Genomic DNA, 22,739 nt, shown 5'->3' on the forward strand with positions numbered 1-22,739 from the left:
GATATCGATGGATTTAAAAGGACGCCATGGGCCGGTTGAAAGCCAGCTGATAAGCCGTCAGGTACAGGGGCGGCTGACAGAGCGATTCATGCTCGCCCCGTTTACAGTTCAGTTGGTACTGGTGATATCTCTGATTGCTGGCGTGCAATGGCAGGCGACCCTGCTGATCTCCCTGCCCGTCAGCATTGCCATGCTGGTTGCCTTTAGTGATCAACGTTTTCGCCTACCGCTCCGGATACCAATGGATGTGGGAGGCCTGGACCTGTCGACCGATCGCGAACTCAGTTGGAATATCCCGCTGCTAAATCTCAACTTGCCAAAAATTGTGCGCAGTAAAGCAGAAGGTATTTTGTGCCTTGGTACGGGTCGTTGGAGTCACAGAGGCAAAGAATTATGGCTTTCTAAATCTGATAGCCTGCGTCATATGCAGATTATGGCAACCACCGGAGGGGGCAAGACGGAAACGTTGTATTCTCTGTACCTGAATACACTGTGCTGGGCTCGTGGTTGCTGTATCTCGGATGGTAAGGCACAGATTGACCTGGCGGTTGCCACCTGGTCGATGGCCAGACGCTTTGGCCAAGAAGACGACTGGCATGTTCTGAACTTTATCACTGGTAATGATGACCGTTTCAAAAGACTGATGATCGGGGATAAATCCCGCCCCCAGTCAAACAGCACCAACCCGTTCGCCTATGGTAGCCCGACATTTATCATCCAACTGATGGAGTCATTACTGCCGGCGGGGAACGGCAGCGATGAGGGATGGAAAGATAAAGCTCGCGCCATGATGAATGCCCTGATCTACGCGTTATGTTACAAGCGCTCGCGGGATAACATCATGCTGACCCAAGCTGTTATCCAGTCATACCTCCCCCTGGTGAAATTTGTGGGTCTGTATCGTGAAGCTCTGGAAGAAGGCTGGCACGAAGAAGGCTTCAAGCCAATGGAGAACTATCTTGCCAACCTCGCCGGCTTTGATATGAAGCTCATCAACCGACCAGGAGAATGGTCTCAGGGGGCTCTTGACCAGCACGGGTACCTTATCCAGCAGTTCACTCGCATGCTGAGTATGTTTAACGACACCTACGGCCATATTTTCCCCAAAAACGGAGGCGATATCGATATGCAGGATATCCTGCACAATGACCGTACCCTGGTTGTCCTGATACCCGCACTCGAGCTCTCCGATAACGAAGCCGCCACCCTCGGTAAGCTCTACATCTCTGACATCAGGATGAACATCGCCAAAGACTTGGGTAACAAAATTGAAGGCTCCCCAGAGCACACGCTAACAGTGAAGAAATTCGCCAGTAAGTTTCCATTTCTGCTTTTGTGCGACGAGGTGGGCTACTACTTTGCTCCTGGGATGGATAAGTTGGCAGCGCAATTACGTTCCCTGGCGTTCATGCTTATCATTCTTGGCCAGGACATTCAGGCCATGATGAATCGCAGCAAAGAAGTCCACTCAGTCAACGCTAACCTGGGCACCAAACAGTTCATGAAAACAGAGGATACGGAAGATACCCTGAAGATGATACGTGCCGTGGGCGGTACAGGTCAGTACGCCGAGCAAAGAACCATGGACCGTACCGGAATGGGCAACTACCAGGAGGTTGACCGCGTGGAATTCCGCGACAGGGACAATATCCAGCTGTCCGAGCTCAAGGCACTGAAATCTGGTGAAGGCATCATCGTATTCGAAGACCAGCAGGTGCGCAGCAACTCCATTTACATCCCGGATGACGAGAAAATATCAAAGCTGGAGATAAAAATTAACCGGTACGTCCCTATTCGACGTCCAGACTTCAGAGATCTGTGTCGTGAAGTACCCGCTGCGGCGCGTCGTCGCCCGGTATCCCAGGAACGCGCGAACAATATACTGGATATCTGCAGGACTAGAGCACCAGATGAATGGTCCGGCCGCCTGAATGCCCGTATTGCAGACAAAGCCCTCCTGGCGTTGACCACCATCGCCGCCGATCTCGATAACCGCAATGACGTTACTTACACCCCGGAAGAACGCGGCGCTCTGCTGTTTGAAACGGCCATCAGCGCCTTGGAAAAAACCCAGGGACGTTACCAGTGGCTGAAAGAGAGGGAAAACATTCGCATATCGAAAAAAAGGATAGATGAAGCACACAAAAATAGCGCTGGCTCTGACACTTCACCAGTTGCAGAACAACCTGCACAATCGGTGATACCGACACCCCTCCCCATACAGAACGAGATCCCCCCGTACACGGAGAACCAAAATCATGATGACTGGTATCAGAACTTTACTTCCGACGCTTTTGTTGACGATTTTACTAACACCCCTGACCACCATAGCTTCTAAAGCACAAATCACTACGGGATTTTCCCCTGGGGGAAGTGCCGTGACTAACGTGTTGAGAGCCATCAATAGTGCACGTGAAACTATCGACGTGGCAGCATACAGCTTTACCAGCAAAGAAGTGGCCATGGCATTAAACGACGCAAGTCTGCGGGGGATCAAAGTGCGGGTAGTGGCAGACGCCAAAGATAACGGGGGACGCTATTCTGCCGTAACTTGGCTACAACATAAGGGCATTCCGGTAAGACTAAACGACAGGTACGCGATTCAGCACAATAAATTTCTGGTCGTTGACGGTGTGACGACTCAGACGGGATCGTTCAACTACACATCCAGCGCAGTGAAGCGCAACGCAGAAAATACAATCGTTATCCGGAATGAACCAACCACAGCCGGCGCTTACCAACAGGAGTTCAACCGTCTATGGCAGGAGGGAAGCTGAGTAACTAACAACCCCCTTATGGGGCAATTCTTTCATCCCAGGAGTAGGTTGTTGGCCCATCTTCTCCTGATTTGGCCTGTGCTACAAAGGCCGGATAATCATCCCCGAGAAGACTCCTGCACATTTGATCAATAACCCATGCTTTATGGTGAGCTTCGTCGGTTCCACCGTATTGCATGGCAATCTCCAACGCATGTCTATGCCGGTGAATTAACTCATCATTGCCCATGAGTAATTCCTTTATAGAGTGAAGATGCTGCTTTAACTAGGTTTATAACCTCCTCCTGGTTGTAGCTTCTCCGACTGCGAAGTATTAGCATTGTTCTGCTGTTTCTCCTCATCATAGCCAGCCTGCTGGCGCTGTAGTGGATGTGTTAACGGTACAGTTTTTCCTGATGATGCATTGAAATGTGGGATATACCGAATAGCACCCTGCACAAATTCTTTCTCCCCCCTGACCTCAACTTTCTCTCCGCTCTTCTGCCCGGTGATGTGCAACGCCATTGCCAGATTTTTACCCTTCTCTGTCGGTACATCGGCAACCTCGATAAACAACCCTCGATCAAGCAATACAGGTTTACCCGCCGAAGAATACACAACGGCACCGTCACGGTTAACGTGCGTATCATAGCCACGGATCTGCGACGGTTTAATATCGTCTGCAACAGCATGAAGAATAACGTTGTCTGAGATAGCGGCAGTACGGTTCTTACGTTTCTCACGGTACGCCCATCCGCGCAGCTGAGAGATAGCAGCAGCGTCATGTTGCGTAGCCTGAACCTCCACCCATGCACGATAGGATAGTGGACGGGAATCCGGACGCTCTTTCAGTGCCGTCCTCTCATCGCGGATCTGCAAACGCAGCGCCGCCATATCCTTCATCTTATCCACTTCCAGTGCACGGAACATCAGCTTACGCAGTAGTAGGTCAGGCATATTCAGGCGAACGTTATTTTTACGGATGCGGTAGCTTGCCGACACTTCACGGAAACGGGTACGCACGTCGTCAGCTGATATCACAGGCCGAACAAAACTGGTTTTGTATGCTTTGTAACGGGCAATCAGATCCTCTCGGGATATAGCCCGCTCAACGCGACGTTCCGACCTTGCCCCTTTATCGCGGCGGTGAAGCAGGATGTCATACTGAGAGTTAACATTTACCGCACTCTGCAACACGTCTTTACCGTCACGATCCACTTCGCGGATTACCGCAGCCGACGTGAATGCCCCGATAAGTTCCTGCTGGCAGTCTAGCGTCAGTTCCGGGTGCAGCCGGCTAGCCTTTACCGGTCGCTGAGTATCATCACCTAAATCATAAATCGCCAACCCCTTGCCTTTCTGTCGCAGCTCAATACCGGCAGAAATCAGCACGTTATGCACGTCATCCCAGGAGTACTCTGCCTGCAGAAATAGCGAGTCAAGTTTCTCCCTGCAGTTATCCACGGCATAAGAGAACAGGCTCTCTTTATCACTAAAATGCTCCAGTTGGCGCGCAGCTGCAGGTGCAGACTTATAAAAGTTTCGCTGACGAACGATCGCCCCGGAGTCGTTAACCACGTAAGGACCGTTGTCATGCTTCCAGCCATACTTCAGTTCCATCTCACGGCAGCATCGGTCCAGGGTGAAGTGGTCGTTGTACAGTGACGCGGCTTTGTAACTCACCGGATTAACGCGGTTGACGGTCATATGACAGTGAAGATTATCGGTGTCGTCATGGATGGCAAAAACATACTGATGCCCTTCCATTCCAAGACGGTTAAGGCAATGCCTTGCGGATTCAAAAATCTGGTCAGGCGTCGGTCGTTCGGTCTCAGGCCACGACAGGATGACGTGATAGACAGGGTCATTACAGCGGGTATTTTGCACGCCAACCATGTCCATTTCCGTGGAGGCTGTAGCTAGGGAAAAACAGTTGGTCTCGCAGATGACATTATCGCAACGCACCTGCTGGCGCCCGTCCGGGAACGTTGCGATAACATCCTGAGAATCCGGTAGCGCATTACGTGTCGCATACCCGACCAAGTCATTGAAAATTTTATCTTCCGAACGTGACTTGCGAACAAAGGGTCGTTCCGGCGACAGTGTTTCGCTCATCTCAACATCATCGCGCAGAATGGTGTAGGAGACGAGTTGCACGAAGCTGGATTTACCATCACGACGCCTTTCGGCCACGACTGCGAGCATCTTAATCCTCTGTGTTGTTCAGGCTCTCGGCCCGAAATTTCATTAACGTTTTCTGAAGTGAGGCCAGCGTATCAGCAAACTGCTTGCTGAGTTCTGGTGTCATCACTCCCAATTTTTGCATCTCGGTGTAGAGGTGCTTTTGCAGGCCCCCCAACTTCAGAATCTCATTCATCTGCCTGGTGTCACCTTTGGCCACAATGCGACGACCAAGGGCTGAACGCCGGAGAAATTCTCCTATCGAGAGACCTGCAGCTTTCGCACTGGCCTGGATTTGTTCCTTCTCTTCCGGATAGCACCGCACGCTGCCCAAGAGCGCCGTTCTCTGGCGTTTTTCACTCTTACTCATCTTCAATCCTTCACGCCAGTTGAGGCGATAACCGTAATCCGGGTGTCGGGACAGAGTCCTGACCAGGTCGTTTTGTGGGGCCGACTGCGTGCAGGCGGTGCTACAAAACATACCCTGTCCCACGTTTAGCGTCATATTCCGATTCTTTGTCTGAAGTATATTTTATTTCGGCTTCGCCGTCACTGGCTTACACCAGAAATGCCGGGTTCTGGCACTGAGTTATTTCGGGAGGTATACTCGTAGCCTAGAATTGAGCACATAAACACAGGAAATTGAAGAATGGCTGAGAAGAAATGGTATAGCGTCGAGGATGTTGAGCTAGCTAAGTCGTCACTGGATGATCTGCCGGATTTGACACCAACACGTCTCACAAAAACAGATGTACTGGAGCAATTAAAGGAAAAAATTATTGAGCTGGCGAATAACAAAGGTTACAGCGTGGAAGATATTCGAAGTGCGCTCGAATCTGCCGGGATACCAACCAGCGTGAAGGCCATCAGGGATATTCTTAATACCCGAAAAAAATCGCCACCACGTACGGTTAAAAGTAAAAAAACGGCAGGCACGGTTGATAGCAGTAACAAGAAACCTGAACCAGAATCGAATCCGACGAGCTAATCAGGTGAGCCACTCAGGGGCGGACGGGAGAAAGAGAAAAGTCACGTCAGTGGCGTTTCTCTTTCGGTCGGGCGGGGGATAGTTTCGTACAGGTTCAATACCTGTATGAAACGACAAGGCTGTAAAGGTGGCGGAGGTTTTCCCCCGTCGGATACACATCAGGATTTAATTTTCTTCATTTTTTCCGCCATTTCCCACAGCGCACGGTTCAGTTTGATATCCCCGTCAATGCCCGTGACCGCACGGGTACGCTGTAATCTTCCTTTCGCCGATGACGCCCACAGCCCGCCCTTAACCATATTTTCCTGAACGCGCTGATAGGTAGTCCACAGGTCGCCGGGCTTATCCGCCTCGCGGCGAGCACGTAACACATCTTCTGGCTCCAGTGGGATATGTTTTCCCTCCCCTTTTTCGTCATATTTCCAGCTGAGGGCTGTCTCCGCAAAGATACGTTGTTCATCTCTGTTAAGCGGGATATTTTTCATCTCTTCACTCGATTCGGTGATACCGTCGAATATTGCCAGCACCTCATATGCGCCCTCGATAACCTGACTCACAACGTCGCCTTTGTGCGGAACGCGAATTTCACCGAACGTCTGCCCACACACCATGCCATTCGCACAGACGAAGCGGAAAAGCCCTGGGATCATCTGGTAGCTGCTACTCCCGTCATGGCTGTTGAGCAAAATAATTTCCGGCACTTCCTGCCCGCCAATCTGCCCTTCACGGCGCAGACGAAGCATGTGTTTGGTGTGCTCGCGTTTTCCCACATCGCGTGTGCGAGTCTGGCAGGCAAAAAAGGGCTGAAAACCTTCCGTGCGCAGATTGTCCAGCAGGGTGATGGTCGGAATGTACGTGTAGCGCTCACTGCGGGACGCGTGTTTGTCTTCTGAAAACACACTCGGGACATAGCGCATTAACTCGTCATTAGTCAGAGCGCGCTCTTTGCGGATAACATTGGCAGAACGGAAAGCAGAGGATAAACGGGCCATGGTAATTCTCCTGAATGGTTTAAATAATGACTGTCTTCTGGCGTTCTCCTTTCGAAGGTGAGTCACCGTCGCGGGAGGGCGTTGCCGTGATGAAATGACCGGCCCGGACCATCAGGGATTCATGCAAGGGGGCTGCCGGAGGCCGCAGCGCAAAAAACTGACCGAAGAGAAGGCGTGCGAACGGGTGATGGCAGCAGGCGCAGCCTTTACCCTTGCCTGAATCACGGTCCGTGCCAGTGTCTTTCACGGCAAGGGCAACCCGTGACCACGCAGGGAACAGAAAGGGAAACGCCGGAGGGAAGTGGCGGGCAACGCCCGTTTCCTTTGAGGGGCCGCCACGCGGACCCGGTCGGGGCGGCGCTGGCGCAAGCCAGCTGCGAGCCCCGAGTGCTGAGTACGCGGAAAAGTATGCTGATCGGGAAGCGCATTGCCCCGGAGTCCGGGGAAAAATGATTACCAGTCGAATGTCGCTAGACCGTCCAGTTCATCTCCCACAGCAGAAAAATGGATCATGCTGATATTGCCCTGCTTTATGCCCTGCCAGATAACCCAGCGCGCAGCACCTGACAGCCCTTTTTGTTTCAGCTTCAGGAGGGGGGATCTGACAGCATCAAGGCGGATCATGAATCCGACGCCTGTGTCATGGATCCATTCCCGGGTAGACGTGTCGCAAGTCAGGTCACCCAGCAGATGGATGTCAGCAAGCGTAATATGGGAGGTAGAGCATTCAAGAACAGGGCGCATCACTCTCGCGCCCAGCGTAAGCGTTTTTCCCCATCCCAGCGACTCAACAACATCATTCCAGGCCCACTCTTCGTTTTCCGGAGCGGGCAGGGTCAGAAGCTTAAACGGAACACCCAACGTCTCCGCCAGGTGTTCTCCAACACCGCAGACGGGATCATCTCTTTCAGCAAAATCGGCACACGCCAGGTAATTTCCGTGCAGGTAAAGCGCCTCATCGCAGTTTTCAAGCTGAATAACCGTGACGCCATAAGGCGCGCCCTCTGTAATTTTTTTCATTGTGTACTCCGTCGCAGCAGGCGTTCGTTTCCGGGAGTCAGCGGCTCGATGCCGGTGACTCCCGGACGGGTCAGAAAATGCCGCCCCGGAGGACGGCACAGGTATCAGGCATACGCCCGCTTAATCTCCAGTGAGCGCAGCAACTGCCCCCACTCCACCACGTTCAGTGCCGGGATGCGCACAGGCTTGCGCTTGCGCTGACAGCGGGCGATATGACGCCCCAGCGCCTTCACGCGTGGCGAGATGCTCTCTTCTGCGACGGTGTCACGCTGTACGCGATGGTGCTTTCTCACCTCCGCGCTTTCGCGCTGCTTTACAAAATAGCCCTGACATGCAAGGATAAAGTCGTCTTTCATGATGTAACTCCATCTGAGACTTGTAGTGTCCGGTCTGCTCGAACAGACCGGGATGAATAAGCAGAGCGCCCGCTCTGCTTTTTTATTGCCGCTTATGCGGCAATTCCGGCGGCGTCGATAAACGCCCTGATCTTCCCGATAATTTCCTCATGCGTGAGCGTCACTTCGTTACGCATCGTGAAAAAGCGCGTGCGGTATTGGGCGAAAATGTCCGTGATGTTGCCGCTGTACATTTCGCTCAGCTTGAACGTCTGGCTCTCTGGAGTACCCTGCCAGTCCAGAGGCGGCAGAACTTCCAGCATGTCAGTGAATTTTTCTTCGCTGATTTCAGACACTGGCCGATAATTGGCCGCCGCAAAACGTGCTTTCGCCTCCCCCACTGTCACCAGTTCCCAGCGATCGCCATTGGCGTTCAGCTCTTCCAGCGTCTTCGACGTAACACAGGCAGTGGTACGCCACGCACCTTCCACAAAGTGCGCTTTGCACCAGCCGTTAAATGCACTTGATTTACTCCAGAACGCCATTGCAGTCATCGCGAATCTCCTCATCTGTTGTGCCCTTCGGCTTCTTTCTGGTGTCCCCTTTTTTTCCGTTTCCGGAAGGCGGGGAGCACGTTGCTGTGACACATGACCGCCCTGTTCCAGCAGGGTCGGAAACAAGGGGGATGACAAAGCCGCTGCGCAAGCGACTGACCAACGGGAGGGAGTGCGAACGGGTGCAGGCATCAGGCTTCAGCCGGCCCCTTGTTTACGGACCGGAACGGGGCAGCGTCAGTCACAGCAAAAGTGAACACCGCTGACAACGGGGCCAAAGTGGGCGCCAGAGAAGCCGGTTTACCGGCTTTCCTTAGCGGCCGTCAGAGACGGCCAGTTAAAGTGGCGCTGCCGGAACGGCAGCTGCTCACGCCGCCCTTCAGGCATCGCTTGCTATCCCAACGGGACGGAGACAGGCCCCGTACTGGCTCCGCGTAGCCTGGTGGCCACGGGGACACCCGGCGAAGTGCAGGCGACGACCCGGGTCACCGGGAAGCCGAAGGGGCCCAGACGGGTTTGAATTTCTTTGATTGTGGCGCTTTTATGCCCCGAAATTCGGTTAAAAATAGAATTTAAATAAGTGCATTTTCTGCATTATGCACCTGACAGATTTAACCCCGGAATTGGAAATATTTACCGCCCTGAATCGCATGATTTCAGGACATCCGGAACCGGGCCGGAGCGCCGCAGGCGCCGGGCTTCGGTCCCTGCAGGCTTCAGCCTGCAGAAGAGTTTTCCCGCCCGCCGAAGTCGGTTGTCCACAGTGCAGGTCAGTAAGGTACCGGACAGCCTGTGGATAACATGCTCAGGAGCGCACGGTTCGCGACACGCCCCTGAGAGGTTGCTATTTAACCACCATAGTGCGCTACATTACCCAGCAGCCAGTCCGGGCCGATAACATCACTCCATCCGTGCTCATCCTCGTCGTCATACTCCAGACTGTCATCAACACAATCAACGAGACGACCTTCTTCATAGCGCCGGTACAGCATGCTGGCAAGCCGGGGCTCTGACATCCCCTCTGGTAACGGCCAGGAGATCCCGGAGGCCTCAAGGCGTTTGAGCATTTTCTGGATGGCACCCGTGCTGACATCGGCGCACTGGCTTATCTGACGGAATGACAGGCCGACCTCAAAACGCAGCCTTAAAATTTCATGGATTTTACGCATTGCGATTCTCTTGTTTGGCATATATCACCCCATGGAATGAAAGGGATAGATATAGCAGCAAAAATCAATGCGTTAAGAATGATTCTGGAAACGTGAACAGCAATTCCGGTCAGGTGAACACCGATTCTGGCAAAATGAACAGTGATTCTGATCATGGTGCAAAATCGTGGTATTTTCCGTCGGAATACGCGTTCACGCGAAACCAGAAACTGCGTTCACGTTCCGCCAGAATGAGTGTTCACGATCGGCCAGAATATGCATCCCCGTATGTGATCCATTCATAATCAGGAATAACCGGCTTCATTCTGGCTGCATATTCTGGCAACCGGCAGATTTCTCGGCAAATTCAGGCGGTGTCATCCAGCCCAGGGCAGAATGGGGACGGCTCTGGTTATAGTGTATGCGCCAGCCCTCGATTTTGCACCGTGCATCCTCCACAGACATGAACCAGTTCTCGTTCAAACATTCCTGCCGCAATCTGCCATTAAAGGACTCCACCGTAGCGTTGTCCGTCGGTGTTCCCGGGCGTGAGAAGTCGATCCTGATCCCTCTTTCATACACCCACTTGTCCAGCATTTTCCCTGCAAATTCAGAACCATTATCGGTTTTCAGCAACTGCGGTAAAGGACGCCTGAGCGCTATGCTGTTCAGCATCTCTGCCACTTCTGTCGAACGCAGATTCTGTCCCACACAGATCACCAGGCATTCGCGGGTGTAAAGGTCGATAACCGTCAACAGGCGCAGTCGTCGCCCGTCAAACAACGCATCAGAAACAAAATCCATGCCCCAGACGTGGTTTGGATATAAGCCCTGAGGCTGCGGCTGCCGCCGCTGGGCAGATTTATTGCGACGTGGTCGTTTGAGGCGTAGCGACAGCCCTTGCTCACAGTAGAGGCGGTAGATCCGTTTGTGATTGTCGCGCCAGCCCTCACGCCGTAGCATCACGTGTACCCGGCGATATCCGTAGTGAATTCGCGTTTCGGTGATCTCACGAATACGCAGGCGCAGTGCGCTGTCATCGGCAGCAACAGAACGATATCTAAACGAGCTGCGGCTGAGCCGTAGCGCAAAACAGATTTGTCTTTCGCTGGCACCATATCGGGCCTGTAAATCCCTGACCCATTCGCGCAGGCGTGCCAGCGTCAGTTCTTTTTTGCCAGCACATCCTGCAGCATCGCCTTGTCGAGGCTCAGATCAGCAACCAGCCTCTTCAGCCTGAGATTTTCTTCTTCGAGCTGCCGCATGTGCTTCAGCTCTGAAGGGGAAATCCCGCCGTATTTTTTACGCCACGTGTAAAAGGTGGCATCAGAGATACCCAGTTTACGGCAGACTTCAGGCACCGATGTACCCAGCTCGGCCTGTTTCAGGGCAAAGACAATCTGTTCTTCGGTGAATCGTGACTTTTTCATCGGCACAACCTCCACTCAGGGGAGTGTTTATCATGCCGGAATTCTGTTTCTGAATGGAGCAGGATTTTGGGGTAGGGTCAATATAGCGTGCTTCAGCTCGAACTATGCCCTTTACGGCGACATAAGCTCACGCGTCATGGCCACGCTTGAAGCCCTGGCTCCCCAGCTGACTATTTACTCGAACGATGAAGCGTTTTTGGATGTGACCGGCATCGATACCGGCGAGCCTTTACTCGATTTTGGCCGTCGCGTACGTGCAACAGTGGCACAGCAAACCGGGCTGACATGCGGAATTGGCATAGCGCAAACGCTCACGCTAGCCAAGCTGGCCAACCATGCTGCAAAGACATGGCCACAACGAATTAGCAGTAAAGTTAGGAAGAAAGAAAAGAAGAGGAAGAAGAGCGGCATGTGTAAGAACGGCGCCGCAAGCGCCGTCCTCACCCTGCTTTTGCCGCCAGGTGTTGACCGCCCAGGGCAAGGCATGACACTGAGGCCCGGAGAGTCCGAGCCTCGTCGTCAATCAGAACGAAATGGTCACATGCTCAATGCCGCAGGCTTTCGCATAGCGGGCAATGGTTTCAACACTCGATTTCGTCACGTTGTTTTCCATTCGGCTGACGGTCGAGGCATTAACGCCCATGGCATTGGCAACTTGAGCGCTGGTAAGTCCTGCCACATTGCGCCACTCGGCCAACGTCGCCTGTAAACGCTCTTTGCGAATTTCATCCTCCATGGCTGCCTTGTACTCACTGTTTTCCATCATTTCGGCCTGAACCTGAGCATGAGTTTTATACTTTGTCATTTATCATCTCCTCGAGTCGCTGCATTGCCAGATCAATTTCACTTTTTGGGGTTTTTGGTGTCTTTTTAATAAAGATCCTGAGCATAAAAATGCGCTCCCCTTTCTGATATACCCATATCCCGCGAGAGATATCTTTTCCCATCGAGCGGATCTCATAGAGACCATTACCCAGTGGCTTGGTATCCGGCTCTCGCAGTTGCCGGGGATCACTCTCCAGCTTGCCGATGATCCGGGACAGTTTCGCGGCAACGACCGGGGGTAGCTCCTTCAATTCCTTTTCCGCTTCGTAGTGATAGATTACCGTGAACATCATTCCATCCCTGTGCCTTAACCATTATTGCATTATAATGCAATTTGCATTGTAATGCAATTTCTATGACCTTTGCCTCATGTTAATTCAGCGGCGGGATCCCACCGCTGAACCACGATTAGGCCAAACCGTTATAGGTCACACGGTAATCGAGATACTTAGTTCCACGCATGATTTCTTCCACTTGCACAACGTTATGCGCCACATTATTGATAATCATGATCTGCTCGATTGCGGCGTGCAGATGGCTACGCTCTATCCTTTCGGGCACTACAGCCAGTGATGTATCGGGAACGTTGACGGGCATCCACAAATTGTTATCAGCACCCGATAAAGGGGGATCGCAGAAGTGGATAGATGGCGTTCCTTTGAGCACGGTTAGAATGACAGTAAGGGTTTTGCGGCGATTAACGGGAATATTCATGATGGCTCCTGTGAGTATGGCGTATTGCCGAAGAGGAAATGGCCTTCCATTTCCTACAAAGGTATTATGCAATAAAACCCGTTAAATATCAATTGTGACATCCTATTACGTCACTAATTTCGCATGCGAAAATGATTGAATGGAAGGCGACAAGGATATTGTGGAAGAGATCGGCTCTTTCAAATCGCCGGAATTGCGTTGCCCTATGCAGCTCTGCGCGCCCCCCTTCCTGCCAGGCGAATTTTTGCGAAGCCTGCCAGCGTACAGCAATGTTAGTGCCCCCAGTCGAAGACAAGCGACACTGACAGCGATGGCTGAGAGTTTCGCATGCGAAATATCACATCGCCCTAGGTACTCGATGAGTCTAAGATCTATGTGCCGCTTGGTGTGTCCTGGTTAGGCTCTACTATCTGAATGTTATACAACTTTTCCAGCTCTCTGATTTTTGCCAGGCGATCCTGTTCCAGGGTCTTTATTTTGTAGCGCCGTCTAATGACTCCCCGAAAGCTGTTCATGGATGGGGTAACACGCCGGTTATCCCGTAGCGTTTCGGCCAGATCTGCCAATTTAGTAAAAAACGAGCGGTCACGCTCTCCAGCTATATCTAGTTTAAGCCCTGTCTGTATCAATGCGCTCACCTGTTCCTCGGTAAGTTCATTGTTGATATACTTTTTACGCTGGTACTTTACCCAATCGACCAGAGCGGAGCCCTTTGGTACCTCACCAGAATCATTGACCTCTGTTTTTAGTAGACGCAGATTGGCCTCAAAGTTATGCTTGAAGGTATCAAATGTAACGCCCAGGGAGTTGAGAGCATCTTCCTGATAAGCAGGTAATGTACCGTTTCGGTGAGCCGCCCTTCGCGCCTTAATGAACTGAAGGAACGGTCCGATTGACGCATCAGAAACTGTATTCCCAGCCTCCAAATAGGCGCGTAACTCTTCAAGGTTCTGATAAAACAACTCCTGATTGTAATCCCAGATGAAACCAAACTCATCGAGAATACGTTTTTTTTCGGGATCCAGGCGGTTACGTGCGTACAGCGCTCGCATGTGTTTTACCCATATCCCAAAGCTCCCCGCGTTCGCAGTTAATACGCGGCTGTGACCGTTAATACTTATAAACTCTTTCAGCTGTTCCACGCGATCGAGGAACGTCTTATTGAAGGATGTATAGACTTTTAGATAGATCAAATCTGCGAGCTTATGCACATCAAAACTGCTGTCGTCCGTATATCTGAAAAATGACGGTAGTAACGTGTGACCTGGTGTGCTGCTGTCTGGGGAATACAATTTAATCGCGCGATGTAGGAGTTCATCGTTCTCTGAGAGCGAGTTTAAAACCTGCATGATGGCAGAGAAATCGCTGTACTCTACCGCGTTATCGCCACTGAGTACCGGCAGGATGATATAACCAAAGTCCTTGCCTGGGTACTTGCGCATTGCCCTACCGGCACATTGGATGATATCAATCGGCGATGTCTTGCTGCTGCAGAACATGGTGGCGTCGGTTGCCGGAACATTCATCCCTTCATTCAGGCACCGGGCGTTAGTGATCACACACGAATCACTGTCCTTATAAATGGCGAAATGGGCATTACGGGTATAAGGCCCCTGCAGGCTAGATACATGGGTGACCGGGGTATCGAGTACATCGGAAAAGATGGTCGCCGCCTTGCTCGCCTCATCGATCGTGGCATGGTAGGTGATTACTTTTTTTAGCCCGTACTGCTCCATTGCTCGCTTAAGGGTGAGCGCGATAGCATAGGTTTTGTGTTCTGAGGTGGAAATGGTTTTCTCTTTCAGATAGCTGCGAACTTCATCATCGGTGACACAGGCGACCAACAGTTTATAGTCACTGATAACGCCGTCTTCAATAGCTTCGCGGATCTGATAGGTATAAACGAGTTTTCCGTAGAGTTCTTCATTGTCCATACTGAAGAATTCTGTATCGTCATCTTTCTCATTGTAGGATGCGTGCCTTGGGGTAGCTGTCATCCCGAGGCGCTTAATGACGTTCGGATAGCCTGTCAGTGTCTGGTTGAATAACGTACTCAACTTCCCTGCAGTCCGATGCATCTCATCGTAGATCACCAAATCGACTTGCATGCCACTCTCGGCCAGCACTGTGAGCAACACTGGCGCGGAGTTGTAGGTCGTGACCATGGCCATTTTACCCGGGTGTTCTCCCAAGAATACCTCTGGCTCAATCGCATTTTCACTGTGATATTGGAACACGCGCCGATCGGTTGTTTGCCGGTATTCGTCAGCAATCTGGTCAACTAACATAATGGTCGGGGCGACAATCACCGTCACCAGGGCGTGGAGTCGATCTGCGATCATGGCTCCGGTATATGTTTTGCCTGAACCACAGCACATGACGACGAGTGCATTGTCAGCCGTGTGCAGCTCCTGGACAGCGAGTTCGGTGGCTTTCTCCTGGAAATACTTAGGTGTAAACATCAGGCGCTCATTATTCAAATCAGATTGGCAATGCCGGCAGACAAGCATTCTCCTGCAACAGAGTTGGTGATTTTCCACATTACGACATTGCGCTTGCCTGTCGCCTTCTCAAACTCGTCAACCGTCATGTAAAAATTCAACGTGATGCGTTCACCTTTGCGACGAAATTCCTCAAAGCGGTCTTCGGTCATGTTGTCACGCAGGGTAGCGAAATCGGTGATCTCATTGGCTACATCATCGGGGACAGCTCGAGAACCGTCCTCCCACCGCTGCCAGGTACGAGTTGTCACCTGACCGATATGCTCGGCGGCCTCACTGCATTCCAAAGCGAGGATCTGACGGAGCGCTTTTAATTCTTTGTTTGTCATAATGCGGCCCGATAGCAAGCAGCCCTTCAGGAGGGCTGCAATGATTATTTTTCGATGATATTGAAGATTTGGCGCAGCAGGGATGCATGGTTATAGCTTTCTTTGTCGATGTAGGTGAAGTCACCGCGCTCAACGTTGAAAACTTCGCCATTGTGATTGACGTTATGAATAGCTTGGTGTTCTGCCAGGGCTTCTACTTTGGCAAACTTATCTGCGGGAACATCATAAGCGATGGTGATAGTCGTGGTCATTTTTCGTCACTCTCTTTAGAGGTGATCCGAGCTAATCCCGAACCATGGGTCTAGTATAGGTCGCGAACGCGACCATCGCAAGAGACATACTTCACAACTTTAGGGGCCTAGCTAACCGACTGAGGATAAGCAGCCGAGAATTTCGCATGCGAAATCGAGCTGGCAAGTTCACCACGACGTTTACCTGGTAAACCCAGGCTGTTGAACCCGATAATCCAGAATCGCACTTAGCGCGGCGATGAAGAACTATACGGTCATGTTTAGCTAGCCGGAGCTGACTGCAGATGATTGCACGATAGGGTAACCGGCCAAAATAGGGATTCTTTTACATGTCCTTTCTTAATGCTCGTTTGCCAACGACATAAGCGCCGACCGGGCCACAAAACCCAATCACAACGTAGAAGCTGTCCCACACGCCGCCTGGATATTGTTTGGTCATCAAATAACAGCCGTACATTGCCGCCGCGTACAGGACATAAAGATAAAAGGTCCATCGGAAAAAGCGGCGTCTAGTATGCTTAATTTGATAGAGCAGCTTCCCCCCGTCCCTGGTCTGATCTTCAAACATCATTTTCATTTTATTGGTCATTGGTCATTGGTCATTGGTCATTGGTCATTGGTCATTTTTCCTTAAATTGACTTTTCGCATGCGAAACTTTTTACGCTCGTCGATACGCTTTCAAGACCTTTGAAGTCAGTTGGTAGTACGGTGTCGCCCAACGGCCATTGGGTATTGTGGAGTATGTAGGCTTATCTGCCCTTTTGTCACAATACAGGATTTCAATCACACCGGATTCGGCGAGACGTTTGGCAACGGCGGAAACGTTCGTATCGGTGATATCGATTAATGAAGCTACCGTTTCTTTTTCCAGGATTGTTTCGCCGCGATCGAATGCATCAAGTAGGCAAGCCAGCATCGATGTAGCATAACCAATCCTGCCGGTATCTTTCAAAATACGATCAAGCTCTAAGAACGTCATTTAGGTATTCTCTTTTTACGCGTGCGATAGTGAGCGTCATTTTCCAGGGCAGCGTAAAGCCAGCCGGCCGCGACATCGCGATCAAACGTGGGCGGCAACAAACTCAAGAGCAACTCACAGTCTTTTGATTTTATGGTTAACGTGAGGATTGAAGCGCATGCGGCCCACTCTGCATGTTCTTTAGGCATCCACCCGTTTTCAAGCAGCATGGACATGGCCGCCTGCATACCCCAACGGGGAGTATTGTTCTTAATCCCCCATTCATTGATGGCAGCCCCGGTAAGCGGCCTTCCCCGATCTTGGAGAAAGCCGTTTTTTATGGCGGTATTAACCAGAACGTCTGCAGCTTGTGCAGACGTCAGTTCTGTGGTCATCACCCATGTTTTTACAATTCGCGGTAAAAATTCTTCCGCCAGTAGTGCAAAGGGTGTCTTAGTCGTAAGCATTTAGACCTCTTTAATCCCCAGAACCGTCACCTCTTTTGCCTCAATGCAGATTTCACCAACAGGGAGTTTGATCCAGACCAGACCAAATTCGTCCGCCGTTTTGTCCATGACCAGGTAGCCTTCTTCGCCGTCGACCATGACCATGACACGTCTGCTCGTTACTACTGGTGAGGTAGTAGTCGATGCTGCGAGACTGGCTGATTGATGGTTGATCTCTATCCTCTCGGTCTGTTGCTCATCGCTGCCTGCGCTAGCAGAACTGGTTGCTTTCGGTACAGCTAGTTGCTCAGACGCTCCAGGCAAATTGCCGCTTTCAGGATCATTGATCTCGACCTTCACAGGTTGTTGGCCACCGTTATCATTCGCCCCAGGCTGAACGGCAGCGGCCCCTGTAGGCACAGCCACTTGCTCAGACACTCCCCCAACCTCATGGCTATTACTTTCGAATGCCTGGGGCTGTTGACCATCGTTCTCACCAGATGATTGCTGTTCGCTGGTACCCTGGCCATGCTGTTCTGCAGGCTTTGGAGGAACAACCGGTTTCCCTTTCAGCAAGTTCAGTTCTTTAATGGCGTTCCCGCGTGTCAACTTTCCATCGCGTAACAACGCCACCATTTTTTCAGCCCTGTCCGGATTGATATCGCTGATTTGGCTAAGGGTATAAACCATATCGAGATCTTTGGTGACCTTATCTTTCAATAAGGATTTCACCACTTCCGGCGCATCCAGCAATCGCATGTGCTTGCTGACAAATGTCTGCGGCTTGCCAAGCACCTTTGCGATTTCTGCCTGAGTCATGTTCCAGGTAGTTTTCAGCTCATGCATGTTGTCCGCAGTGGCTAAAGGTTTAAGACCGGACTGGTGAATATTTTCAGTCAGCTGAGTAATGATCCGATGTCGGTCATCCTTCGGCGGGGGACCGACATAAATATCGATATACTTCTCGCCACGTTTCTTTTCTGATCTCCATCGAGTTTCCCCAAATAATATCCGATAACCTCGTTTGTCACGGGGATAGCAACGTGGTGGTGAAAGGACCCCGACTTCATTGAAACTATTGGCCATGCCTTCTATCGTAGCCGCGTCAAAATCTTCCTCCGGACGGACCTGTTTAACCGCATAGACTTCATCGATCGGCACGCGAATAATCTGGCCATTCGGTTCTAACTCAGCACGCGACACATCTTGCAGCACTCGGTGGTTCAACTGCTCCGTTGGCAACATCACCTCACGTTCTTGCAAACTTGATACAGGCGCAGCCTCCGGCATGGAGGCGGCCTGCTGCCGTTGCTCCTTTTGCTTCTGCAACTGATTTTTAAATCCCTTGGCCATGTTTAGCCTCCAGTCCGTGCAATAATGGTATCAACCAGGCGATCGTAACTGGTCACGAGTGGACTCTTAGGGTCATGCTCTTTTATCGTGGTGTTAAGCTCGATCGCTTCGCGTACTTTGGTTGCTACAAACGGCATCACTTCCAATAAATGCTCTTTGCTAAAACCCTGTTCTTCAAGGATCTCAATCAGCATTTCAAGGTTGGCGGTATCAACCTGGGCATATCGACCTTCCAGCATCGGTTTTTTATAGTTAGCCACAGTTGCCTGAGTGACAAACACCCCAAGAAGCTTCAAGCCTGGGTTGTAGCGCTCTTTGATTTTCTTGAACGAATTAATGTGTTTTTCAACGCCAAGCCGAGAACTTTTCTCCAGCACAGTGGGGATCAGCAGGAAGTCAGCGACAATATGATTGGCCAACAACAAGTTTGACCATACCGGTGATGAATCGATAATGATGTAATCGTATGCTTCCTTCAGCGCCTCAAATCGCTCTTTGAAGTCAAATGCACAGTCAGCATGGCGGTTATTCACGTCATTGAGATCATCAGTCGCCCCCATAAATCCCCGCCCGTCTGGCAATGTGAGAGGGTTGAATGGCGTATCCGGACCTGCGTACATACGTGAAACGTGTGCTTCCCCTGGCGTGAATGTACGGCCTTGCGGATTTTCATCAATCTCAGGCGGCAAACCGTCAGGGAACTGGCGTGACGTTAACGCACTCATCCAGTCACCATCTATCGCGCATGTACGCTTATTGCGTGCCTGCAGCTCAGAAGAAATTTCGGTGGTGGAAAATGTCTTACCGATCCCACCTTTTTGCGAACAAATTACAATTACTTTTGCAGCCATCTTTGCATCCTCTTCAAAAATATTTCGCATGCGAAAACAGATAAAATCGTTACTGGTGCGGAGCCTGATTGCTATTCAGCTCTCTTCGTTTATTGCCAGGTGCGATGAGTTCGGCATGGATGGCCACGAAAGAATAGCCATATATGTTTGAACCGTCTTTCTCGTACATTTTGTTCTTGATGGTAAAATCAACCGATATTGTGTCACCCACTAAACACCGATCCGCGATGCGTTCGGCAACGCTATCATAGGCAATGAGTTCCAGTTTCGTTTGCTGATCATCACGATTGCGCAGCTCGGCGACAGTGAATAAACAGTATTGGGATTCATCATGTTGGATCAGTTGTGGTTGTACCAGTAAACGGCCAACAATGGCATTGTGTTGCATGTTGCATCTCCTATGAGCCGGGCGTTTCGCCGAAGTATCAGGTGGCCTTCCGCCTAACGTTCATCAATCTATCAGGATGATATTAAAATATCAATAAAGATATTTTAAAAGCATCTTCTTTCTCACATTCTTAACGGTTCCACTATTTCGCATGCGAAATTAAGCAATATAGGCGACAACCTTTCCTGATTTTGAATCACAAGCGCTGATAAGAGCGTAGCCTTTCTCGGCGAGTTCCATTGTCAGCCTTAAAATTTCCCGCGCCAGGTGCTCCTTTCCACGCGTTGAGAACTGTGACGGCTTACCGTATTCCTCGACAAAATGGGCGATGCTATCCGCTTTAACCTGGGCTTTTCGGTAGCTTTCTAAGAGTGAAATACGGGAAATTTTTATCATCCGGCAACAGAAGTCACCATGATTGATAATGTCTGTTTTGTAGGGGGTGACATCTTTGACGTTGTAACGCAGGGGTATCCGAGCAGGGAAGAACGCGAGGCTCTCTCTTTATCTTCTGCCAACCTGATCAGCATGCCAGGAACGCTTCAAATTCGTCCTGAATACCACGCTCAATGGCTATATCTTTCAATATTTCCAGGATCTTCTGTGGGATAGGCCCATCATGGTTGTCCAGGAACTGGTTAAGAGGAGTCGACATTGAGATCTTAAGGCGATGGACACGACAATGCAGCATAAACAGACTTGGCAGGGCAAACAGGCTGGCCATCAAGAAGTGGTCGTTCAACTTAACAAGATCGGTTGATGACCATAGTGCAGAAATAATCGCCCAGCCATGCCAGTTGGTCATGCCGCAGAGAAGCAGAACACCGGCCCAGGTAAGAAAAGGTCTACTGTCAAAAACATCAATAACCCTGAGCTGCAGTGCCAAGAACAAGTTACCTATTATTCGCATGCTATTCCCTTACAATTCATCTCATTCGTTCCGCTGATAATCGACAACCTGTCACTCTGACTAACTGGATTGACTGAGGAGATCAGATAGTAATGCCCGCTGCCGCTCGTTTTCATCCAGGGTGAGCAATCACGGTTGCCGGCGCTCTCGATCATATTTACTTTTTATCCTTCAGTCATACGATGCATGATCTCAAATTTTCCAACCGATGAACAATGTGACGCTGGCATAAAGCAGCAGTAATGCCTATAAATTGCTCGTTCGATATCAGCTTGCCTGGTGCGAAGGAGCGATTTGAACAACCATCGGGCGTTAGCGCTCTTCAGAACAGCTTCCCGTGGTATTGCATCTGCCTTCCGAGGCTCAACTATACTTCGTACACGTTACCGTTCTTCAAAATGGCCACCGCTATGTGTGGACGTTTCGCGCAATTTCAGACTACCGCGCAGTATCTCGAACAACTCGGCTCAGATCTGGAGTTTGTCAGCGGCTTCGATACCGCCCCCCTCGCACGCTACAATATTGGCCCTGGTGCACGGGTTCTAATGCTCAACCAACGTGATGACACATTGCATCTCGATGCCGTTCGTTGGGGCTATCAACCCCTGTGGGCCAAAGAGGCGCACCGGCCTGCCATGATCAATGCCCGCGTCGAAACCGCCGCAACCAGCCGGATGTTCAAGCCCTTATGGGATCACGGAAGGGGGCTGATCATGGCTGACGGTTGGTATGAATGGAAAAAAGATCCGCTCGATGCCAAACGCAAACAGCCTTACTTCATCTATCATCGAGAACAGCACCCGATCTTTTTGCCGCCATCTCCCGTTTTCATCCCGATCGGCTCGAACCTGACGATGACGAGGGCTTTGTGATTGTCACTGCGTCAACCGATGCGGGATTGTTAGATATTCACGATCGTCGGCCGCTGGTGATGACAATTTAGGCCTCACGCGAATGGTTAGATCCAGGTACCTCACCGGCACGAGTCTTAGATCTGGTCACGCAGAACGCTTTACCTCCCGAGGCGTTTTCTTGGCACCCGGTAGAAAATGTTAAAAACAATACCGCTTCCTTGATTGAGCCCATATCAGGCCCCCTGGTATGAATTAGCCTCCCGCTTAGATATTCTCTGCGGCTCTTTCTTGTTCCCTAGCTTTTACCGCCTGAATGAGCATATCGAGTTGATCTTTCACGACTTGAGTCGTCGGTTGCGCATCCACCGGATAATTGGCTAAAAAGGCGCAAAATTCACCTCGGACATTGTAGAGCTCAGCGATTTTATCATGAACTCCATTTGGTCGGAGGAGGGACTAATCTCCCAGTCCCTGTATAAACTCCAGCCCATATCCTGAATATAGAGATCCCGACGGTTGAAATAGATTACGACCATACCCCAACAGCATAGGGTGGTCATGCAGGCAGATACGCCGTGAAGGATCACCTCAACAGCAGAGACATATGGCAAATCAGAGAACCATTCAGGATACAGCAGGTTCAGCCATGACCAACTGGCCGTCCCCGCAAAGAAAAGCACCAAACCCCAGGTGAGTAACGGGAAGCTGCGAATCCAAAAGCCACGTTCATTATTAAATTGTGCAGGCCTCTACTCTTAATTTCCATTCCCTTATTTTCCCTTGTCTATCACTCCGGATGGATGTGGAGCGTCCCGCAACATGGCGAGCGCCTCTTGTGCTGGCAGCGTAAATTGTACCTGGCGGTTGGCCACGATATCGAGCGCAAACACCCGGGTATACACTTCTGTGCTTTCCCCTTTTTCGTGGCCCATCAGCCCCTGCAACACCTTCAGC

The 22,739-nt window shown here is 50.9% G+C and carries 25 protein-coding genes and 4 pseudogenes; 5 read left to right on the forward strand and 24 right to left on the reverse strand.

Annotated elements, in window-relative coordinates; all coding sequences use genetic code 11:
- The first annotated feature begins 7 nt into the window (after positions 1 to 7).
- Both trbC and A6U95_RS14120 read left to right on the forward strand, forming a co-directional pair.
- The gene (gene trbC, locus A6U95_RS14115; protein ID WP_059202144.1) at positions 8 to 2,338 is read left to right on the forward strand and encodes an F-type conjugative transfer protein TrbC; all 2,331 of its coding nucleotides are present in this window, start codon (positions 8 to 10) and stop codon (positions 2,336 to 2,338) included.
- A gap of 40 nt (positions 2,339 to 2,378) precedes the next feature.
- Positions 2,379 to 2,777 carry a phospholipase D family protein gene (locus tag A6U95_RS14120; RefSeq protein ID WP_241810658.1) on the forward strand — a complete coding sequence of 133 codons (399 nt, stop codon included), beginning with the start codon at positions 2,379 to 2,381 and terminating at the stop codon, positions 2,775 to 2,777.
- A 16-nt stretch (positions 2,778 to 2,793) separates the two neighbouring features.
- On the opposite strand, the gene A6U95_RS14125 is transcribed toward A6U95_RS14120, so the two are convergent.
- The 3 genes from A6U95_RS14125 to mobA are packed head-to-tail and all read right to left on the reverse strand — an operon-like array spanning position 2,794 to position 5,307.
- Positions 2,794 to 3,006 (reverse strand): hypothetical protein, encoded by a 213-nt coding sequence (locus tag A6U95_RS14125; protein ID WP_059202145.1) that lies wholly within the window; start codon positions 3,004 to 3,006, stop codon positions 2,794 to 2,796.
- A gap of 32 nt (positions 3,007 to 3,038) precedes the next feature.
- Positions 3,039 to 4,961 (reverse strand): TraI/MobA(P) family conjugative relaxase, encoded by a 1,923-nt coding sequence (gene traI, locus A6U95_RS14130; RefSeq protein WP_059202146.1) that lies wholly within the window; start codon positions 4,959 to 4,961, stop codon positions 3,039 to 3,041.
- Between the two features lies 1 nt (position 4,962).
- Positions 4,963 to 5,307, reverse strand: a complete 345-nt coding sequence (mobA, locus tag A6U95_RS14135) for a plasmid mobilization protein MobA (RefSeq protein ID WP_059202209.1) — start codon at positions 5,305 to 5,307, stop codon at positions 4,963 to 4,965.
- A gap of 279 nt (positions 5,308 to 5,586) precedes the next feature.
- Here mobA and A6U95_RS14140 point away from each other — a divergent pair, with 279 nt between their 5' ends.
- Complete coding sequence (locus A6U95_RS14140) at positions 5,587 to 5,925, forward strand: hypothetical protein (RefSeq protein WP_059202147.1); 339 nt, start codon at positions 5,587 to 5,589, stop codon at positions 5,923 to 5,925.
- Positions 5,926 to 6,083: 158 nt separating this feature from the next.
- Here the strand turns inward: A6U95_RS14140 and A6U95_RS14145 are convergent, their stop codons facing one another.
- The 6 genes and pseudogenes from A6U95_RS14145 to A6U95_RS14170 all read right to left on the reverse strand — a co-directional run bounded on the left by A6U95_RS14145 (position 6,084) and on the right by A6U95_RS14170 (position 11,404).
- Positions 6,084 to 6,917: a DUF932 domain-containing protein gene (locus A6U95_RS14145; RefSeq protein WP_059202240.1), complete on the reverse strand. Its 834-nt coding sequence runs from the start codon at positions 6,915 to 6,917 to the stop codon at positions 6,084 to 6,086.
- Positions 6,918 to 7,370: 453 nt separating this feature from the next.
- Positions 7,371 to 7,937: a DUF5983 family protein gene (locus A6U95_RS31200; RefSeq protein WP_065684913.1), complete on the reverse strand. Its 567-nt coding sequence runs from the start codon at positions 7,935 to 7,937 to the stop codon at positions 7,371 to 7,373.
- Between the two features lie 104 nt (positions 7,938 to 8,041).
- Positions 8,042 to 8,293 carry a hypothetical protein gene (locus A6U95_RS14155; protein ID WP_059202148.1) on the reverse strand — a complete coding sequence of 84 codons (252 nt, stop codon included), beginning with the start codon at positions 8,291 to 8,293 and terminating at the stop codon, positions 8,042 to 8,044.
- A 92-nt stretch (positions 8,294 to 8,385) separates the two neighbouring features.
- The gene (locus A6U95_RS14160) at positions 8,386 to 8,826 is read right to left on the reverse strand and encodes a DUF1419 domain-containing protein (RefSeq protein ID WP_059202149.1); all 441 of its coding nucleotides are present in this window, start codon (positions 8,824 to 8,826) and stop codon (positions 8,386 to 8,388) included.
- Positions 8,827 to 9,674: 848 nt separating this feature from the next.
- Complete coding sequence (locus A6U95_RS14165; RefSeq protein ID WP_065684914.1) at positions 9,675 to 9,995, reverse strand: hypothetical protein; 321 nt, start codon at positions 9,993 to 9,995, stop codon at positions 9,675 to 9,677.
- Between the two features lie 300 nt (positions 9,996 to 10,295).
- A pseudogene (locus A6U95_RS14170) lies at positions 10,296 to 11,404 on the reverse strand (IS3 family transposase).
- 82 nt (positions 11,405 to 11,486) lie between these two features.
- On the opposite strand from A6U95_RS14170, the pseudogene A6U95_RS31475 reads away from it, so the two are divergent.
- Positions 11,487 to 11,765: pseudogene (locus A6U95_RS31475) on the forward strand (DNA polymerase V subunit UmuC); the annotation flags it as partial.
- Positions 11,766 to 11,927: 162 nt separating this feature from the next.
- Here A6U95_RS31475 and A6U95_RS14180 read toward each other — a convergent pair.
- From A6U95_RS14180 to A6U95_RS14245, 14 genes are all read right to left on the reverse strand, one after another.
- Positions 11,928 to 12,209, reverse strand: a complete 282-nt coding sequence (locus A6U95_RS14180) for a helix-turn-helix transcriptional regulator (protein WP_059202152.1) — start codon at positions 12,207 to 12,209, stop codon at positions 11,928 to 11,930.
- Entirely contained in the window at positions 12,196 to 12,519 is a 324-nt protein-coding gene (locus tag A6U95_RS14185) for a type II toxin-antitoxin system RelE/ParE family toxin (protein ID WP_059202210.1), read from the reverse strand. The genes A6U95_RS14180 and A6U95_RS14185 overlap by 14 nt, the downstream gene beginning before the upstream one ends.
- 118 nt (positions 12,520 to 12,637) lie before the next feature.
- The gene (locus tag A6U95_RS14190; protein ID WP_059202153.1) at positions 12,638 to 12,943 is read right to left on the reverse strand and encodes a hypothetical protein; all 306 of its coding nucleotides are present in this window, start codon (positions 12,941 to 12,943) and stop codon (positions 12,638 to 12,640) included.
- A gap of 371 nt (positions 12,944 to 13,314) precedes the next feature.
- Positions 13,315 to 15,405, reverse strand: coding sequence for a DEAD/DEAH box helicase (locus A6U95_RS14195; RefSeq protein ID WP_059202154.1), 2,091 nt, complete (start codon positions 15,403 to 15,405; stop codon positions 13,315 to 13,317).
- Positions 15,406 to 15,419: 14 nt separating this feature from the next.
- Complete coding sequence (locus tag A6U95_RS14200) at positions 15,420 to 15,773, reverse strand: DUF1870 family protein (protein ID WP_059202155.1); 354 nt, start codon at positions 15,771 to 15,773, stop codon at positions 15,420 to 15,422.
- Positions 15,774 to 15,817: 44 nt separating this feature from the next.
- The gene (locus tag A6U95_RS14205; RefSeq protein WP_059202156.1) at positions 15,818 to 16,024 is read right to left on the reverse strand and encodes a hypothetical protein; all 207 of its coding nucleotides are present in this window, start codon (positions 16,022 to 16,024) and stop codon (positions 15,818 to 15,820) included.
- Between the two features lie 325 nt (positions 16,025 to 16,349).
- Entirely contained in the window at positions 16,350 to 16,613 is a 264-nt protein-coding gene (locus A6U95_RS14210) for a hypothetical protein (RefSeq protein WP_059202157.1), read from the reverse strand.
- Positions 16,614 to 16,683: 70 nt separating this feature from the next.
- Entirely contained in the window at positions 16,684 to 17,004 is a 321-nt protein-coding gene (locus A6U95_RS14215; RefSeq protein ID WP_059202158.1) for a hypothetical protein, read from the reverse strand.
- Entirely contained in the window at positions 17,001 to 17,450 is a 450-nt protein-coding gene (locus A6U95_RS14220; protein ID WP_059202159.1) for a hypothetical protein, read from the reverse strand. Before A6U95_RS14220 ends, A6U95_RS14215 begins: the two co-directional genes overlap by 4 nt.
- Positions 17,451 to 18,782: a ParB/RepB/Spo0J family partition protein gene (locus A6U95_RS14225; RefSeq protein ID WP_059202160.1), complete on the reverse strand. Its 1,332-nt coding sequence runs from the start codon at positions 18,780 to 18,782 to the stop codon at positions 17,451 to 17,453.
- A 2-nt stretch (positions 18,783 to 18,784) separates the two neighbouring features.
- The gene (locus A6U95_RS14230) at positions 18,785 to 19,633 is read right to left on the reverse strand and encodes a ParA family protein (protein WP_059202161.1); all 849 of its coding nucleotides are present in this window, start codon (positions 19,631 to 19,633) and stop codon (positions 18,785 to 18,787) included.
- 49 nt (positions 19,634 to 19,682) lie between these two features.
- Positions 19,683 to 20,021 (reverse strand): single-stranded DNA-binding protein, encoded by a 339-nt coding sequence (locus A6U95_RS14235; RefSeq protein WP_059202162.1) that lies wholly within the window; start codon positions 20,019 to 20,021, stop codon positions 19,683 to 19,685.
- 159 nt (positions 20,022 to 20,180) lie between these two features.
- Positions 20,181 to 20,417 carry a hypothetical protein gene (locus A6U95_RS14240; protein WP_059202163.1) on the reverse strand — a complete coding sequence of 79 codons (237 nt, stop codon included), beginning with the start codon at positions 20,415 to 20,417 and terminating at the stop codon, positions 20,181 to 20,183.
- Positions 20,418 to 20,544: 127 nt separating this feature from the next.
- Positions 20,545 to 20,907 (reverse strand): hypothetical protein, encoded by a 363-nt coding sequence (locus A6U95_RS14245; RefSeq protein WP_139102369.1) that lies wholly within the window; start codon positions 20,905 to 20,907, stop codon positions 20,545 to 20,547.
- A gap of 434 nt (positions 20,908 to 21,341) precedes the next feature.
- Here A6U95_RS14245 and A6U95_RS14250 point away from each other — a divergent pair.
- A pseudogene (locus tag A6U95_RS14250) lies at positions 21,342 to 22,036 on the forward strand (SOS response-associated peptidase family protein).
- A gap of 519 nt (positions 22,037 to 22,555) precedes the next feature.
- On the opposite strand, the pseudogene A6U95_RS14260 reads toward A6U95_RS14250, so the two are convergent.
- A pseudogene (locus A6U95_RS14260) lies at positions 22,556 to 22,739 on the reverse strand (phage integrase family protein); the annotation flags it as partial.

It is taken from the genome of Serratia sp. 14-2641, assembly GCF_001692375.1.
Lineage (GTDB): Bacteria > Pseudomonadota > Gammaproteobacteria > Enterobacterales > Enterobacteriaceae > Chania > Chania fonticola_C.

Coding starts and splice junctions, on each gene's coding strand:
- trbC (WP_059202144.1), top strand. CDS start 8: ATGGATTTAAAAGGACGCCATGGGCCGGTTGAAAGCCAGCTGATAAGC.
- A6U95_RS14125 (WP_059202145.1), bottom strand. CDS start 3,006: ATGGGCAATGATGAGTTAATTCACCGGCATAGACATGCGTTGGAGATT.
- traI (WP_059202146.1), bottom strand. CDS start 4,961: ATGCTCGCAGTCGTGGCCGAAAGGCGTCGTGATGGTAAATCCAGCTTC.
- mobA (WP_059202209.1), bottom strand. CDS start 5,307: ATGAGTAAGAGTGAAAAACGCCAGAGAACGGCGCTCTTGGGCAGCGTG.
- A6U95_RS14140 (WP_059202147.1), top strand. CDS start 5,587: ATGGCTGAGAAGAAATGGTATAGCGTCGAGGATGTTGAGCTAGCTAAG.
- A6U95_RS14145 (WP_059202240.1), bottom strand. CDS start 6,917: ATGGCCCGTTTATCCTCTGCTTTCCGTTCTGCCAATGTTATCCGCAAA.
- A6U95_RS31200 (WP_065684913.1), bottom strand. CDS start 7,937: ATGAAAAAAATTACAGAGGGCGCGCCTTATGGCGTCACGGTTATTCAG.
- A6U95_RS14155 (WP_059202148.1), bottom strand. CDS start 8,293: ATGAAAGACGACTTTATCCTTGCATGTCAGGGCTATTTTGTAAAGCAG.
- A6U95_RS14160 (WP_059202149.1), bottom strand. CDS start 8,826: ATGACTGCAATGGCGTTCTGGAGTAAATCAAGTGCATTTAACGGCTGG.
- A6U95_RS14165 (WP_065684914.1), bottom strand. CDS start 9,995: ATGCGTAAAATCCATGAAATTTTAAGGCTGCGTTTTGAGGTCGGCCTG.
- A6U95_RS14180 (WP_059202152.1), bottom strand. CDS start 12,209: ATGACAAAGTATAAAACTCATGCTCAGGTTCAGGCCGAAATGATGGAA.
- A6U95_RS14185 (WP_059202210.1), bottom strand. CDS start 12,519: ATGTTCACGGTAATCTATCACTACGAAGCGGAAAAGGAATTGAAGGAG.
- A6U95_RS14190 (WP_059202153.1), bottom strand. CDS start 12,943: ATGAATATTCCCGTTAATCGCCGCAAAACCCTTACTGTCATTCTAACC.
- A6U95_RS14195 (WP_059202154.1), bottom strand. CDS start 15,405: ATGTTTACACCTAAGTATTTCCAGGAGAAAGCCACCGAACTCGCTGTC.
- A6U95_RS14200 (WP_059202155.1), bottom strand. CDS start 15,773: ATGACAAACAAAGAATTAAAAGCGCTCCGTCAGATCCTCGCTTTGGAA.
- A6U95_RS14205 (WP_059202156.1), bottom strand. CDS start 16,024: ATGACCACGACTATCACCATCGCTTATGATGTTCCCGCAGATAAGTTT.
- A6U95_RS14210 (WP_059202157.1), bottom strand. CDS start 16,613: ATGACCAATAAAATGAAAATGATGTTTGAAGATCAGACCAGGGACGGG.
- A6U95_RS14215 (WP_059202158.1), bottom strand. CDS start 17,004: ATGACGTTCTTAGAGCTTGATCGTATTTTGAAAGATACCGGCAGGATT.
- A6U95_RS14220 (WP_059202159.1), bottom strand. CDS start 17,450: ATGCTTACGACTAAGACACCCTTTGCACTACTGGCGGAAGAATTTTTA.
- A6U95_RS14225 (WP_059202160.1), bottom strand. CDS start 18,782: ATGGCCAAGGGATTTAAAAATCAGTTGCAGAAGCAAAAGGAGCAACGG.
- A6U95_RS14230 (WP_059202161.1), bottom strand. CDS start 19,633: ATGGCTGCAAAAGTAATTGTAATTTGTTCGCAAAAAGGTGGGATCGGT.
- A6U95_RS14235 (WP_059202162.1), bottom strand. CDS start 20,021: ATGCAACACAATGCCATTGTTGGCCGTTTACTGGTACAACCACAACTG.
- A6U95_RS14240 (WP_059202163.1), bottom strand. CDS start 20,417: ATGATAAAAATTTCCCGTATTTCACTCTTAGAAAGCTACCGAAAAGCC.